Source organism: Mycobacterium sp. E2238 (genome assembly GCF_001672665.1).
In the GTDB taxonomy this organism is placed as follows: domain Bacteria; phylum Actinomycetota; class Actinomycetes; order Mycobacteriales; family Mycobacteriaceae; genus Mycobacterium.
This window is the reverse complement of record NZ_LZKF01000090.1, coordinates 1-15577: the sequence shown is the minus strand read 5'-3', so window position 1 is coordinate 15577 and position 15577 is coordinate 1. Positions and strand designations below refer to the sequence as shown.

Sequence of the window (15577 nt, the reverse complement as noted above, 5' to 3'; positions counted from 1 at the left end):
ACGACGACCCGGCGGTCTCCATCCGCGGCGCCAAGAACGCGCCACGGCCGGGCGGCGACGACACCGCCGGCCCGCCGCCGGGGGCGAACCTGGGCCAACGGACCGATCCGACCCCCCGGGGCCGCTACACCATTCCCACCCCCTACGGCGGGCCGGCGGTGTCGTCGCCGCCCGGCCGTGGCGCGTTCTTGGCGCCGCGGATGGAGACCGCCGGGTCGTCGTCGCGGCAGTAGGTGTACATGAACGGCTCGTAATAGTCGGCGGCGGAGGAGGCGTGCGATGGCGTCCCGTAGTCGCACACATAGCGGGGGTAGAGGTCGGCCGTCGCCCACACGCCGTGGTCGTGGAACGTGCTCGTGACCGCGTCCAGCACCGAACCGCGGTAGTCGGGGAACAGCGCGTTGAGCGCCGGCACCCGCAGATACAACAGCTGCGACATGGTGGCCATGCTGCCCAGCAACTGCACCATCGTGTCGGAATTGTCGGAGAACAGGTTGTCGACGGCCGACAGTGTGCGCGGCGTCTGGTCGGTCAACCGGCGATAGCCGGCTTGCATCCTGGCCACGCCGGTCAGTGTTTTATTGAGTTCCGTTGCGGCCGAGCCTAAACCGGCGTTCTTATCGCTCGCCAGCGTGAGCACGACCCGGCTGGTCTTGATGATGCTGGTGGTTTGGGGCAGCACCGAATCAAGGGTCGAGAGCAGGAACGTGCCGCCGTCGACGATGGCGGTCAGCTTCGCCGGCCCCTCCTTGCTCAGGCTCAGCTCCTTTTTGATCAACTCGAGCTTGTGGGGGTCGACCTGGGCCAGCAACCCGTCGGCGTCGGCGAGCAACTGCGCCAAGCTGACCGGGACGCTCGTGTGGTCCGAAGTGATGAGGCTGCCGTCATGCAGGTAGGGCCCGGCGTCGGAGGTGGCCTCGAAGTTGATGTATTGCTCACCGGCGGGCGAGAGCGCCGACACGTGCACGAAGCTGTTCGCCGGGATTCGCACCTTCGACGTGATGCTGGCGACGGCGTTCATCCCGTTGTCGGTGATCTGCAGCGAATCGATCCGGCCGATCCGCACTCCCCGCAGTGCGACATCCTGGTTGGGCAGTAGGCCGCCGGAGTCCGGCAATTGCACGGTGACCCGGTAGGACGAGGCGAACGGCTTCACCCGCAGCGCGCCGACGAGCAGGTAGGCGGTGGCGACGACCAAGATGAGCACCAAGCCGGCCACCGACAGCCAGACCTGGTGGCGGTGACCGGTACGCACCGCTCGGACAACGGCGTTGGCGAGATTGTCGACGGCGCGGATCATGGCGTCGGTCCTGCCTGGGCCGGCGGCGGCCCGGGTGCGACGTCGATTTGGCCCGGGATGTTCGGGTCCGGTACGACGGGAACCTGCGGCGAATTCGGACCCCGGCCGACCACACGTTCCTGCAGCCGCCACAGGGTGTACTTGAGGGTGCCGACGAGCAGGTTCACGTTGTAATGGTGCGGTCCGTGCAGCCCGATGTCACCGGGGAATCCGATGTCGGGGATCGATCCGAGCATGATCTTGTCCACGCCCACGTTCACCGAAATCGAGTTCCCGGCCGTCGATTTGACCAGTGCGGGAATCAGCCTGTTCAGCGCCAGCCAGCTGGTATCCGGGCTCATCGCCACGTCGTTGGCGGCCCCCGCGACCGTGTTCAGGTCACGGATGATGCTGCGGCCGCTGGTGTCGGTCCCACCGATCGACGGGAACCTGGCCAGCAACCGGGAGGTGTCACCGACCTGCACGGCCAGGTCGGAAAGCTGGGTGGTGTTGTCGGCCAGGGCCGAAGTGGCCGGCCTGGCCGCCGCCATCAGGTCGGCGATGGCCTGGTTCTTGGCATCGAGTTGGTCTGCCAGTCGCGACAATTGGGTCAGCGCGTTAGAGATTTGACCGGACCGGGAATCCAGTCTCCCGAGCAACTCGTTGGACTTGCGGATCATGTCCCCGAACGCCTGGCCCTGGTCACCGGTCGCCTTGCCGAACCCGTTGATGATGTTGGTGAAGTTGCGTACCGCACCGCCGTTCACCAGGATGGCCGCTGAGCTCAGCACCGACTCGACGGTCGCCGCGGCCGCCGTCGAATCCAGGCCGATCGTGTCGCCGTTCTTCAACAGCGGTCCCTCGGGATCGCCCGCGGCCGGCGGCTTGAGCGCGACGAAGACGTCCCCCAGCGGCGTCGCGGTGCGCAGTTCGGCGGTGCTTCCCCGGGGCAAACGCACGCCGTCCCTGATGCGCAGCCGGGTGACCGCGGTGTAATTGCGTGCGACCATCGATTCGAGCTGACCGACGTCGGCGCCGGCGAGCTTCACCTTGGCGTTCATCGGCAGGTTGAGCGCGTTGGAGAACACCGCATTCAGCGAATAGCCTCCCGAGCCCACCTCCGGCGCCGGAAGGGGCAGGCTGGCAAGGCCGTTCGTGGCGCATCCCGCGGTAACCATCGCCGCGGCCACGGCCGCAAGCATTCCCCGCGCCCCCGCGGTCGTCACTTCTGCCCCATGGCGGCCATTCCGTCCAGCACATAGGTCAAGCCGAAATCGGGGCCGAAATCCTGAATCGTGCCGGTGCTGCAGCCCAATTGCCGAAGCCCCATCAAGTTACAGATCTCTTTGGTGTACTGACTGTCGAAGAGCAGCCGGTCCGTGAGGAAGCGTGCACGCACGCTGCCGTTCGCCCGGTCGACCATGTTGTAGGCGTTGTCGGCCACCAGGGGAGCAAGGTCCAAGAGCTCGGCCAGGTCGCGCCGCTGGTCGGTCACCATCTTCAGTGTGGCATTGCCATTCAGGGCGGTCTGCTTGATGTTGTCGCGGTTGGCGTCGAGCAGGTCGCCGGCCCGCTGGATCAGCTGATCGAGTCTGCGTCCGGTGGTGCCGCTGCCAAGGTCCTCGTCGGCCATGATCTGGCTGACTTGGTGGATGGTGGAGGCGAATTCGCGCAGCTTCGTGTCGTTGGCGGCCACGGCATCGAACAGCGTGCTGATGTTTCTGACGATCGTGGTGATCTGCTCGCGGGTTGTCGCGCCGCCGTCGCTGGACAGGCGCAGCGCCTTGGAGAGCTCACCCAGCGCCGCTTTGATCTTCTCGCCGTTGCCTTTGACCACCTCGGTGCCGCCGCCCAGCACATCGGCGATCGGGCCGCCGCCGTGGCCGTCGCCCTCGAGCGACTTGGTCACCTTGTCCAAAACATTGAGGACACTGCTGAATTCGACGGGTGTCTTGGTGCGGGGCAAGCCGATGGTGTCGTGGTTTTCCAGGGTCGGTCCGCCGTGATAGGGCGGCGTGAGTTCGATCTGCCGGTCGGTGAGGATGGAGGTCGATACCGTGACGGCCTGCACGGTGGCGGGGACTTTGACGTGGCGGTCGACGGTGAATTCGACTTCGACGTAGCCGCCCTTGGCATTGATCTTGGTGATCTTGCCGACCGGCATGCCCAGTACCGCCACCACGTTGCCCTCGTAAAGGCCGGAGGCGCTGTCGAATTGGGCGGTCACGGTGATCGTGTCCTCGTCGGAGCCCAGGTACCACCAACCGATGCCGGCCACCGCTGCGATGACCGCGACGGCGGCGGCGATGGCCACTGCTTTGGATGCCAGCCCCGTCACTTGCAGTCCTTGAAATACTGGATCATGCCGAACTGTTTGGCACGGCCACTGATCGCGCACATCCACGAGTCGATCAGCGGAACGTTGGGGGCGTTGAAGTTGATCGCGTTGCCGTCGCCCGTGAGGTTGGCCGCCTCCCGGAAGAAGATCGGGCTGGTTTGCAGCATGCTGTGCAGCAGGTCGTCGTGCGCGGACATCAGGTTGGTGAAGTCCCGCATGTCTTTGATCAGCGCGTCCAGGCCCGGCCGGTCGTTGACAACGACCTGGCTCATGGTGTCGACAAGGCTGGAGAGGGATTGCATCATTGCGTGGAAAACAGCGCGCCGCGCGACGAATTGGCCCAGCAGGTCTTGGCCCTGGTCGACCAGCGTGCCGATGCCGGCCTGCTGACGTCGCAGCGTGTTGGTAACCTGCTCCGTGCTGCGCAGCAACTGCCCGAGTTGGTCACGTCGTACCGCGATGATCGACGACAGTGTGTTGATGTTCGAAATCGCCTGCGGGACAACCGTCGGCAGGCTCTCAAGCTGCTTGCCGAGCACCGCAAGCGATTGTGCGAACCGGTCGGAGTCCACCTGCTCGAAAGTGGTGGTGGCGTCCTGCAACGCGGCTTGCAGGTCGTAGGGGACCTCGGTGTGCGCCAAGTCGAAGGTGTTGTTGGGCAGGTGCGCCGGACCGTTGGGTTCCAGGGCGAGGTACCGCGAACCCAGAATGGTGGTGACTTTGATCTGCGCCCGGGAATCCTTGCCCAGCGCGATGTTGTCCCGGATCTTCAGTCCCGCCTCAACATGGTCCCCGACGAGTTTCATGCTGGTGACGTTGCCCACCGGGATGCCCGCGACCACGATCGGGTTGCCCGCCCGCAGCGAGGCCGCTTGCAGGAACTCCGCGGTGTAGTGCCGGTATCCGGCGCCGAGCGCATGCACGAGCAGCATGACCCCGATGATCACCGCGACTACCGCGACGGCGATGAACCCGAGCCAGGTCTTGTTGTAGCTTTCCAGCGGACGCCGTTTCATCCGCTCCCACACGGACGCGTCAGCCATCGGCCGTACTCCTGCATCTGGGGGTGTGCCATGCCTTGTTGCCCGGCGTGGCCGCGTTGATGATGATCGGCACCACGTCGTTGAGGCCGGGGAAGAACCCCATGAAGTTCACGTCGCACACGTAGGCATTGCCGTACGCCCCCTGATTGCCCACCCGGGTAAGCCCTTTCAGCAGCAGCGGGATGTTGTCGCCGAAGAAGGCCACCTGCGGTTCCACGTCCATGATGTGTTTGGTGACGCCGGGCTGGCGATCGATGAACTCGCGCAGTGCCGGATACACGTCCGTGGCCGAGGCCGACAGCCGGCCGGTCACCCGCGCCAGCGAACCCACCGAGGCGACCAGGTCCGGGCGCCGCGCGTCGAGCTCGCCGACGATGCTGCGGGTCTGCGTGATGACGCCGTCGAGATCGTCGTTCTGCTGGGCCAGGTTGCCCATCACCTTGTCGAGATTGGTGATCACGCTGCCGAGGGCCTGGTCTCGGCCCGCGAACGTCTCTGTGAGCGTGGACGTCTGGCCGACCAGAGTGGTGAGCGATGACGTGTCGCCTTGCAGCGACTGGATGATGCCCTTGGTGAGGTTGTCCGCGTCGTGGGGGTTCAGCAGGCTGAACAATGGTTCGTAGCCGTTGAGCAGGGTAGTGACGTCGAAAGAGGGCTCGGTGCGTTCCAGCGGGATGGTGCTGCCCGGCGGGAGCGGCTCCGGGCTCCCTTCCTTCCCCAAGGACAGTCCGAGGTAACGCTGGCCGACGATGTTCTGATACGTCACCGACGCGAGGGTGTTCCCAAACAACCGCTGTTCTTGCTGCACGACGAACGAGACTCTCGCGAGTTTCCCGTCCAGATCGATCTTTTCGACTCGGCCGACGCGCACTCCAGCCATCCGGACGTCGTCGCCTTCGCGAAGCCCGTACACGTCGCTGAACACCGCCGAATACTGGGCGGTGTTGCCGGCCACGTCACGCCGCAAACTCACATACACCAGCCAGGTCAGCGTCAGCGAGACGACCATGAACAGGGTCAACGCGATGAGTGGTCCGCGAAACTTCATCTGGCCTCCCCGGGCGACGGAGCCGGGGGGTGAGCCAGTGACACCGTGGTGCCGCGGGCGACGGGACCCAGCAGCAGCTCGGTGGCTTCGGTTGCGGGTGCGCCGGTGATCACGCCCAACATGTTCCGTTCGTACTGGCTCCCAACGGGTCCCACGTTCCCGCCAAAGGACGCCTGGGGGATCCACGGCGCCTTGGGCGCTACCGGCGCGACCCACGGTTCGTGCGGTTGTGGTGTCGCGGGCGCCCCCGGTGACGGGTTATCGGGGTTCGCGCTCCCGGGCACGGGTGGCGACGGCGTAATCCCCGGCGCCAGTGGCGGATTCGGGTCTATCAGATTCGGTGGCCCGTTCACGAGCGGCGGGCCGACGGCGACGAGGTTGCCGTCCGGACCGATCACGGTGCCCGGTGGCGGAGCCAGGTCCTTGGGCGGCTGATAGTTCTGCGGCAGCAGCACCTCGGGCAGATCCGGGCGCACCGGAATCAGCGGCGCGGTGAAACAGCTGGGTCCCTTCAGCTCGCCGTAGTGCGGGCAGTCGGCGCGCGTGTAGGTGGAGCTGGGTGTGAATGTCAGCATCGCGCGCATGTTGCCGAGGTTGGTCTGCGGGTTCCAGACCTGCTCCATGAACTGGTTGGCCAGGTTGTCGAGCTTGGCGACCGCGGGCACGAAGTTGTTCGACTTCTGCGCCAGCACACCCAGGACCGGGGTGAAATCGGTGGTGATCCGGATGAGTTGGTCGATGTGGTTGCCGAGCGATTGGCGTGTTGTGCCGACCGTGTAGTCGGCGCCGGACAACAGCGAGGCCAGTTGCCCGCGGGTTTCGGCGAATGTCTGCATCGGCTCCACGGCCTGGTGCAATGCGTCGAGCAGATCGGGTGCCGTCTGCGCAAGCCCACTGGTGGCTTCCAGCAGCGCGGACACCGTTGAGGGGCCGGTGTCGGTGCTGACAATCGAATTGAGCTGATCGAGAAGGCGATTCAATTGCGCACCCGCGTTGAGCAGGCTCACCCGGCGGTGGTCGGTGGCGGCGCCCAGCGCGGCCAGGATCCCCACCGACCTGTCATCGCGGTCGCGCCCGGCCGCGGCGAGCAGATCGCGCAACTTGCTCACGGTCGTTTGAAACAGAACGGTCGGCAGCCGCTTGTCTTCCGGGATGTGCGCGCCATCGCGAATTTTCGTACCCGGGCCCGCCTGGTTTGGCGAGCCCACCAACTGAACCGACGAGACGGCGAAGACATTGCTGGGCACCACGCGCGCGGTTACGTTGTCCGGAATCGACTTGGCGTACTCCTCTTTGAGGTCGATGTGGACATAGTTGGGTTCGCCGTGCGCTGCCGGGACGACGCCGTCGACCGAGCCGACCAGAACGCCGTGGTATTTGACGTCCGACTTCTGCGGAAGGCCATCGCCCACGTTCACCAGATCGGCGACCACGCGCACGTAATCGTTCAGCCTGCCAGTCGATTTGACCAACATCGCGGTGGTGAGCAGGGTGCTGACCACCACGACCGCAATGCCGATGCCGAACAGCTGCCGGTCGGAGGGGCCGCGTCCGTCCATCTCAAAGGAATTGGGCATGTTCGCGACCTACCCGCCGAACCGTGCGCCGGAGTCGACGCCCCACAGCGCCATGGTGAGCAGCATGTTGACGATGATCACGACGGTGATGCTGGCTCGCATGCCGTGTCCCGCCGCGACCCCGACGCCCTCGGGCCCGCCGCTCGCGTAGTACCCGTAGTAACACTGGATCGTCGATGCGATCCAGACGAAGATGACGGCCTTGATCAAGGAATAGACGATGTCCTGGCCGGCCAGCATCAGCGTGAAGTAGTGCAGATAGGAACCCGTCGAGCCGCCACTGCCGATCCCCACCACGATTTGCGTACTCAGGTAGCCGATCGCCAGGCACGCGGCGTAAAGCGGCACGATCGCCACCACCGAAGCGATCAGCCGGGTGGTCACCAGGTAGGGGATCGGGCGGATCGCAATCGATTCCATCGCGTCGATTTCCTCGGCGATGCGCATGGATCCCAGCTGGGCGGTGAAGCGGCAGCCGCCTTGCATGGCGAAGGCTAGCGATGCCATCAGTGGAGCCAACTCGCGGGTATTGACCAACGAGGAGACGAACCCGGTGGCGGGGCCGAGTCCGAGCAGATCCAGGAAGTTGTAGCCCTCGATGCCGACGAGCGCGCCGACGGTCGTGCCGAGGACGACGGCCACGCCGGCGGTGCCGCCGCCCACCACGATCGAGCCGTTGCCCCAGGTGATGTTCGACAGCAGCCGCAAGAACTCGCCCCGGTACTGACGCAGGGCAAGCGGCACGGCGACCAGTGCCCGGACGAAGAAGACCAACAAATGGCCCAGCCGGATGATCGGTACTTTGCCCCTGCGGTAGAGGCGGACGAACGGAACCGAAATCGGTGCGAACGGTTGATAAGCGGAGGCCGTCACGTCATAGCCCCGTCCTGGGGGACAACATGATGTAAAGCTGGCTGATCGCGACGTTGACGATCATCAGCAGCAGGATCGCCTCGACGACCGCCGCGTTCACCGAGTTCGCGACGCCCGTTGGTCCGCCCTTGGTGGACAAGCCTTTCTGGCTGGACACGATGGCCACGATCGCGCCGAACACGATCGCCTTCACCAGTGCCAGGATCATGTCATCGGTCGTAGCGAACGACGCGAATGTCGAAACGAAGCTGCCCGGCGCCCCGTTCTGGAAATAGACGTTGAACATGTAGCTCGCGAAGAACCCTGCGAAGCACACGACGCCGGTGAGGGCCACGCCGATCATCACCGCCGCGGCGAGGCGGGGGACCACCAGACGGCGGATCACCGAGACGCCCATCACCTCCATCGCGTCGGTTTCTTCGCGCATCGTGCGCGAACCCAGGTCGGCGGTGATCGCCGACCCGACGGCCGATGCCATCAGCACCGCGGCCACCAGCGACGCCCCCTGCCGGATGACCGCGAGCCCGCTGGCCGCCCCGGCCAGCGACGTGGCCCCGACCTGGCCGGCCAGCAGCGCGAACTGGATGGAGAGGGTGACGCTGATCGGCAGCGACACCAGGATCGTCGGCAAGACGGCGGTGCCGGCCATGAACGCTCCCTGGCGGACGAACTCCTGCCATTGGAATCGCCCGGTCATCAGGTCGAAGAAGAAGTATTGAATGGTGCGCACGCCCAAAACGAACTGTTCCCCGACGGTCGTCAGCGAGGCGACCGGGTGACGTTTGACGTATCCGACCGACCAGTCCCGAACGGCGGCGACGCCATCGACTTGTGTCGTCATAGCGGCACGACCTGCGGCCCGCCCAGCAAACTAATGGCGCGAGTCATCGCGTACCAGCTACCGCGTTCATCGGCCCTCTCCCACCCCTGAATTCCTGAGTGCCGAGCAGACGACCTCGAGCGCGATTGAAGGCTATTCTTATTAAAATAGTGTCAACAAGCCCTTAGACTCTGCAGTTCGTTGGTGTGTGCCGCATCACATTAGCCTACTTGATAGGGACTTTCAATAGTGTAGAGTCACTCATCTCGGTTCGTCGCTGGACGACACCATGGGGTCGGAATGTCGGATTGACGAAGGTGATGGCATGCCCTCAGCAAACACGGGCTCGCTGCGGGACCGGCGTCGGGCCGCGCTGCTTTCCCAGATCCAGCAGACCGCCCAACGGCTTTTCGCCGAACGCGGCTATGACGCGGTGACAACCGAGGACATCGCCGCGGCGGCCGGCGTATCGATCAGCACCTATTTCCGGTACGCACCCAGCAAAGAGAGCCTGCTGGTCGGTCCCGTCCGGGAGGCCAGCGCCGAGATCGTCGAGTCCTACAGCGCGAGACCACCGGACGAGTCACCGGTCGAGGCGTTGATCCGGCTGTTCGTCGCGCGCGCCAAAGAGGCCAACGAAGTCCAGACGCTGGATACCTGGCGCCAGGCCGTCGCCACCGCCCCGCGGATGTTGAGCCAATCCGTGCTGGTCACCGAGGCCGAACATCGCCAATTCGTCGAGCAAGTGGCGTCCCGCATGGGCGTCGACGTTGCGGCAGACATCCGGCCCGCGCTGTTGGTGCACACCAGCTTGGCCACAGCCAAATTCGTCATCGACCGCTGGCTCACTCAGCCCCCCGACGGGTCGGAGTTTCACGTGCAGCTCGAAGAGGCGCTGCGCATGACGCTCGCCGGGTTCGACTGACCGGCGGCTCAAAACGTCACCGGCGGAAACCGCCGTGACTTTGCTCGGCGCCGCGTGAAACAATCGCTGGCCGTGAAGACCTTCGAGGACCTGTTCGCCGAACTGGGGGAGCGCGCCCGCGCCCGGCCCCCCGGCAGCGCCACGGTCGCGGCACTGGACGGCGGCATCCACGGGCTGGGCAAAAAGATCCTCGAGGAGGCCGGCGAGGTGTGGCTGGCGGCCGAACACGAACCCGACGAGGCGCTGGCCGAGGAGATCAGCCAATTGCTGTACTGGACGCAGGTGCTCATGATCGCGCGTGGCCTGTCCCTCGACGACGTCTATCGGAAGCTGTGAGCGTGCTGCGGGTCGCGGTTCCCAACAAGGGCACGCTGAGCGAACCGGCCAGCGAGATTCTCGCGGAGGCGGGCTACCGGCGTCGCACCGATTCCAAAGATCTCACCGTCATCGACCCGGTCAACCAGGTCGAGTTCTTCTTCCTGCGGCCCAAAGACATTGCGATCTATGTGGGTTCGGGACAGCTGGACTTCGGCATCACCGGACGGGACCTGGTCCGCGACTCGGACGCGCCCGTGCGCGAACGCCTGGCGTTGGGCTTCGGGTCGTCGAGTTTTCGGTATGCCGGGCCGGCCGGCCGGGACTGGACGACGGCCGATCTAGCCGGCAAGCGAATCGCCACCGCCTACCCGAATCTCGTCCGAAAAGACTTGGCCGAGCGGGGCATTGAGGCGACCGTCATCAGGCTCGACGGCGCGGTGGAGATCTCGGTACAGCTCGGCGTGGCCGACGCCATCGCCGACGTGGTCGGCTCGGGGCGCACCCTGAGCCTGCACGATCTGGTGGCATTCGGCGACCCGCTGTGCGATTCGGAGGCGGTGCTCATCGAGGGCGCCGACCCCGACGGCCAGAACGGGACACGGGCGGCGCGCGATCAGCTGGTGGCGCGGATCCAGGGTGTGGTGTTCGGCCAGCAGTACCTGATGCTCGACTACGACTGTCCGCGTTCCGTCCTGGAGAAGGCCACGGCCATCACGCCCGGACTGGAGTCACCGACCATCGCGCCGCTCGCCGATCCGGACTGGGTCGCCATCCGCGCCCTGGTGCCGCGCCGCGGCGTCAACGAGATCATGGACGAGCTGGCCGCCATCGGCGCCAAGGCGATTCTGGCTTCCGACATCAGGTTCTGCCGCTTCTGATCGAACGGGGTGCGGTGACCCCCGCTGTGTTAGCGTCCGCCTAGGGCTGTTTCGCCCGTGTCACTCCCATGGGCCGTCATCCCTGACCATTGCCGGGCTGTTCGTTCCCTCAGGAGGGTCTTCGTGACACACGCGCTTATCGTGCTGCTGGCTTTGTTGATCGGTGTCGTCGCCGGGTTGCGCTCGCTGACGGCCCCCGCCGTCGTCGCCTGGGCCGCCTTCCTGGGTTGGATCGACTTGCACGGCACATGGGCGGCCTGGATGGCCAACATCGTCACGGTCATCGTCTTCACGGTTCTCGCCGTCGGCGAAATCATCAATGACAAGTTGCCCAAGACTCCGGCCCGCACGGCGCCGCCGATCTTCGCCGCCCGGATCATCATGGGCGGGCTGGCGGGCGCGGTGCTGGGGGCGTGGCCGCACTGGACCTATACCGCGCTCGGGGCCGGCGTCATTGGCGCGGTGCTCGGCACGCTCGGCGGGTATCAGGCGCGCAAACGTCTTGCCGGCGTGGCCGGAAAGGACTTGCCCATCGCGCTGCTGGAGGACGCCGTCGCGATCGTGGGCGGGTTTGCCATCGCCGCGGCGACGGGCCACGTGCTCACGGAGTACCTGCTGACGGCGGTTAAGTGACAGAGCATTTCGACGCCATCATCGTCGGCGCCGGACAGGCCGGCCCACCGCTGGCGGGGCGACTGACGGCGGCGGGGCAGCGTGTCGCGCTGGTGGAACGCAAGCTGATCGGCGGCACCTGCGTGAACACCGGCTGCATCCCGACCAAGACGCTGGTGGCCAGCGCGTACGCCGCCCACCTCGCGCGCCGGGGTGCGGACTTCGGGGTTTCTGCCGGACCGGTGAGCGTGGACATGGCCAAAGTCAAGGCGCGCAAAGACGACATCATGCTGGGCGACCGCAAAGGCGTCGAGGACTGGCTGGCGGGCATGGCCGGTTGCACCGTCTTTCGCGGGCACGCCCGTTTCGAGGATCCGCACACATTGCGCGTGGACTCCGAGGGCGGGGAAGACGTGCTGCACGCCGACCGGATCTTTCTCAACGTCGGTGGCCGCGCGGTGGTGCCGGACATCCCGGGCCTGTCTGACATCGAGTTCCTCACCAACGTCTCCATCCTCGAACTCGACACGCTGCCAACGCATCTCGTCATCCTCGGGGGCGGCTACATCGCGCTGGAGTTCGCGCAGATGTACCGGCGCTTCGGGGCCTCGGTGACCGTCGTCGAGAGGGCTTCGCGCCTGGCGTCCCGCGAAGACGAGGACGTGTCCGCGGCCGTCCGGTCCATCCTGGAGAACGAGGGCATCGACGTCATCGTCGGCGCCGACGACGTTCGGGTTGCCAAGACCGGCAACGGTTTTGAACTCACGCCCAGAGCGGGTGCGGATCCCATCGCCGGAAGTCACCTGTTGCTGGCCGTCGGCCGGCGACCCAACACCGACGACCTGGGGCTTGAGGCGGCGGGTGTGCGGACGGACGCCCGCGGCTACATCGTCGTCGACGACCAGCTCAAGACCAACGTCGACCACATCTGGGCGATGGGCGACTGCAATGGCAAGGGGGCGTTCACCCACACCTCCTACAACGATTTCGAGATCGTCGCCGCCAACCTCCTCGATGACGACCCGCGCCGGGTCAGCGACCGCATTACCACCTACGCGCTCTATATCGACCCACCGCTAGGACGGGCCGGCATGACCGTCGACCAGGTCCGCGCGTCGGGCCGCAAGGCGCTCGTCGGTAAGCGGCCGATGACCAGGGTCGGCCGGGCGGTGGAAAAGGGTGAGACGCAAGGCTTCATGAAGGTCGTGGTCGATGCCGAAACCCGAGAGATCCTGGGAGCGGCCATCTTCGGCGTCGGCGGCGACGAGGCCGTCCACGAAATCCTGGACGTGATGTCGGCCAAGGCGCCCTACACGACGCTCGCGCGCACCATGCACATCCATCCCACCGTCAGCGAGCTCATTCCCACCATGCTGCAGGAGATGACACCGCTCGCCTAGAAGCGGGTCGCCGCCGTCGGGCGTGGCGGGTCGCCACCGTCGAGTAAGCCGCCTACCGCGATGCGGTGGCGGGGCGGCGGGAACGGCGTCGCCTGCTACGTGCGGCGGACGGACCGTGACCGGCAACCGCGGTCGGCCCGGGCCGGCGGGCCGGCGCCGAGGCGGGCGCGACTACCTTGCGGGGCGCGGCTTCGCCGGCCAGCGCGTGGATGACCGGGGAGGCCGCCGTGACCTGTTGGGGAACGGCGCGAATGGCCGCCTTGCGCATCATCGATTCGGTGTCGCGGCGTTGCTCGGGCAGCGCGATGGTGACCACGTCACCGGAGGCGCCGGCCCGGGCCGTGCGGCCGGATCGATGCAGATAAGCCTTGTGCTCCGCGGGCGGGTCGACGTGGACCACCAGGTCGACGTTGTCGACATGGACGCCGCGCGCGGCGATATCGGTCGCGACGAGCACTCGCGCGTGTCCGGCCGCGAACGCCGCCAAGTTCCGATCGCGCACGGCTTGGGAAAGGTTGCCGTGCAACTCCACTGACGCGATACCCGACTGGGTGAGTTGCCGGGCCAGCTTTCGGGCCTGGTGTTTGGTCCGCATGAACAGGATCCGCCGCGAGTCTCCCGCGGCCAACCGGTGTACCAAGTCCTTCTTGGCTTGTGGCCCATCGACACAGAAGAGGTGATGTGTCATCGCCGGGGTCAGCGACGCCGGGTCCGCGACCGAGTGCGTCACCGGGCTGGTGAGGAATCGCTTCACCAGGGTGTCGACCGCGGCGTCCAGCGTGGCCGAGAAGAGCAGCCGCTGGCCGGTCGCCGGAGTGGCCGCCAAGATACGGGCAACGGTGGGCAGGAAGCCCAGATCGGCGAGGTGGTCGGCCTCATCGATGACGGTGACCTGCACCGCGCTCAGATCGATGATGCGTTGCTTCATCAGGTCTTCCAGGCGGCCCGGGCAGGCGACGACGATGTCGACCCCGGACTTCAGCGCCGCGGCCTGCCTGTGCTGCGGCACCCCGCCGAAGATGGTGACCACGCGCAGGCGCCGAACCGCGGCAAGCGGCTCGATGGTCGCGGCGATCTGGGTCGCCAGTTCACGGGTGGGCGCCAATACCAGCCCGGTCGGCCGGCCCGGCCGCCGATTACCGGCATCGAGCCGGCTTACCAGCGGGATCGAGAACGCGAGCGTCTTGCCGCTGCCGGTCTTGCCGCGGCCCAACACATCACGGCCGGCAAGGGTATCCGGCAAGGTCTCGATCTGGATGGGAAACGGCCGGTGAGCGCCGGCCTTAGCGAGCGCGTCAACCAACGGCTGGCTCACGCCGAGGTGAGCAAAAGTTTTGTCTTCGAGCATATTTCATTGTCCCTAAGCATCGGTGGTAGCGAGATTGCCCGTCTGGCAACATCGATCGCCGCGACTCGAGGCTGTGCGGTGCGCACCTGGTCATCTCTGACTCGGCGCCCCGCGGGGATCTGAGAAGAAATAACGAATCGATCACGACGTGCTGGCAAGCCGTTCGGCGCCAACGTTGTCAACAGCATACCGCACTCGCGGTGAGCCGCTTCGTCGGCGGCTACGCCACAGAGACCCTGGTCACATTATTGGTGAGCGACCTGTCACGCCGCCGGCTCGGCCTGACGCGAAACATCTTGTGCGGGTATGTATTCCGGCCATCCCGGGTAATTCGGCGGCGTTCCGCCGAACAAGGGGCAGTGCTGCTGGTGTGGGCACCAGTCACACAACCGCGACTGGCTGGGGCGGAAATCGCCCGTCTGCCCGGCGGATTGGATAGCGCGCCAGATCGCCATCAAGGTCTTCTCGAAGCGCAGCAACTCGTCGTGCTCGGGCGAGTAGTCCAGCACTTGGCCGTCCGCGAGGTAGATGAGCCGCAGCCGGGTGGGCGGCACGCCGCGGGTGCGCAACAGGGCAACCGCGTAGAACTTCATCTGGAACATCGCCTTGAATTCGGCCAGCGCCCGCGCGGCGGGCGGCGCCTTGCCGGTCTTGTAGTCGACCACCCGCAGCTCGCCCGTGGCGGCGACGTCGATTCGATCGATGAACCCGCGCAGCAGCGTGCCGTCGGCGAGCTCGACCTCCACGCGTTCTTCGCAGCAGTGCGGGTCGAAGCGGGTCGGGTCCTCGAGCCGGTAATAGCCGGAGAGCAGCGCACGGGCCTCGGCGATCAGCTGCCCGCGCTGCGCGGGATCGAACTCACCGGCCAGGTCGGGCGCGGCGGCGATCACCTGCTCCCAGGCCGGCTCGACCAGCGACAGCGCGGTGTCGGGACCGCGCTGGGCGGCGGGCAGGCCGTAGAGCTGCTGCAGGGCCGCGTGCACCACCGAGCCGCGCAGCTGTGCGGGCGACGGCGCCTCGGGCAACCGGTCGATCGCCCGGAACCGGTACAGCAGCGGGCACTGCTTGAAGTCGGCCGCCCGCGACGGGGAGAGCGCCGGTTTCGCAGCCGGCCGCCC

At 66.3% G+C, this 15577-nt stretch carries 14 protein-coding genes and 1 pseudogene; 5 read left to right on the top strand and 10 right to left on the bottom strand.

The window, feature by feature from the left end; translation table 11 throughout:
* Positions 1-145: 145 nt before the first annotated feature.
* From A5711_RS07690 to A5711_RS07655, 8 genes and pseudogenes are all read right to left on the bottom strand, one after another.
* Positions 146-1300, bottom strand: a pseudogene (locus tag A5711_RS07690) (MlaD family protein); the annotation flags it as partial.
* Positions 1297-2505, bottom strand: a complete 1209-nt coding sequence (locus A5711_RS07685) for an MlaD family protein (protein WP_197520753.1) — start codon at positions 2503-2505, stop codon at positions 1297-1299. The gene A5711_RS07685 and the pseudogene A5711_RS07690, both read right to left, overlap by 4 nt.
* Positions 2502-3617, bottom strand: coding sequence for an MCE family protein (locus tag A5711_RS07680; RefSeq protein WP_067945134.1), 1116 nt, complete (start codon positions 3615-3617; stop codon positions 2502-2504). The genes A5711_RS07685 and A5711_RS07680 overlap by 4 nt, the downstream gene beginning before the upstream one ends.
* Positions 3614-4660, bottom strand: coding sequence for an MCE family protein (locus A5711_RS07675; protein WP_067945133.1), 1047 nt, complete (start codon positions 4658-4660; stop codon positions 3614-3616). Before A5711_RS07675 ends, A5711_RS07680 begins: the two co-directional genes overlap by 4 nt.
* On the bottom strand, positions 4653-5708 hold the full coding sequence (locus A5711_RS07670; RefSeq protein WP_067945132.1) for an MlaD family protein: 1056 nt from the start codon (positions 5706-5708) through the stop codon (positions 4653-4655). Before A5711_RS07670 ends, A5711_RS07675 begins: the two co-directional genes overlap by 8 nt.
* Positions 5705-7285, bottom strand: a complete 1581-nt coding sequence (locus A5711_RS07665) for an MlaD family protein (protein ID WP_067945131.1) — start codon at positions 7283-7285, stop codon at positions 5705-5707. Before A5711_RS07665 ends, A5711_RS07670 begins: the two co-directional genes overlap by 4 nt.
* Positions 7286-7294: 9 nt before the next feature.
* Positions 7295-8158 (bottom strand): ABC transporter permease, encoded by an 864-nt coding sequence (locus A5711_RS07660; RefSeq protein ID WP_067945130.1) that lies wholly within the window; start codon positions 8156-8158, stop codon positions 7295-7297.
* A 1-nt stretch (position 8159) separates the two neighbouring features.
* Positions 8160-8999 carry an ABC transporter permease gene (locus A5711_RS07655; protein ID WP_067945129.1) on the bottom strand — a complete coding sequence of 280 codons (840 nt, stop codon included), beginning with the start codon at positions 8997-8999 and terminating at the stop codon, positions 8160-8162.
* A gap of 304 nt (positions 9000-9303) precedes the next feature.
* Between A5711_RS07655 and A5711_RS07650 the strand changes: the two genes are divergently transcribed.
* From A5711_RS07650 to A5711_RS07630, 5 genes are all read left to right on the top strand, one after another.
* Complete coding sequence (locus tag A5711_RS07650; RefSeq protein ID WP_067945127.1) at positions 9304-9903, top strand: TetR/AcrR family transcriptional regulator; 600 nt, start codon at positions 9304-9306, stop codon at positions 9901-9903.
* Positions 9904-9957: 54 nt separating this feature from the next.
* Complete coding sequence (locus A5711_RS07645; RefSeq protein WP_067945125.1) at positions 9958-10239, top strand: phosphoribosyl-ATP diphosphatase; 282 nt, start codon at positions 9958-9960, stop codon at positions 10237-10239.
* A 2-nt stretch (positions 10240-10241) separates the two neighbouring features.
* Positions 10242-11099 (top strand): ATP phosphoribosyltransferase, encoded by an 858-nt coding sequence (gene hisG / locus A5711_RS07640; RefSeq protein WP_067945137.1) that lies wholly within the window; start codon positions 10242-10244, stop codon positions 11097-11099.
* Between the two features lie 123 nt (positions 11100-11222).
* A complete protein-coding gene (locus A5711_RS07635) occupies positions 11223-11732 on the top strand; it encodes a DUF4126 domain-containing protein (protein ID WP_067945123.1) in 510 nt (169 codons plus the stop codon).
* Positions 11729-13111, top strand: a complete 1383-nt coding sequence (locus A5711_RS07630; protein WP_067945122.1) for an FAD-containing oxidoreductase — start codon at positions 11729-11731, stop codon at positions 13109-13111. Before A5711_RS07635 ends, A5711_RS07630 begins: the two co-directional genes overlap by 4 nt.
* Positions 13112-13163: 52 nt before the next feature.
* On the opposite strand, the gene A5711_RS07625 is transcribed toward A5711_RS07630, so the two are convergent.
* Positions 13164-14459 (bottom strand): DEAD/DEAH box helicase, encoded by a 1296-nt coding sequence (locus A5711_RS07625; protein WP_067945120.1) that lies wholly within the window; start codon positions 14457-14459, stop codon positions 13164-13166.
* 263 nt (positions 14460-14722) lie between these two features.
* A partial coding sequence (locus A5711_RS07620; protein ID WP_231987440.1) for a RecB family exonuclease occupies positions 14723-15577 on the bottom strand: 855 nt, incomplete at its 5' end.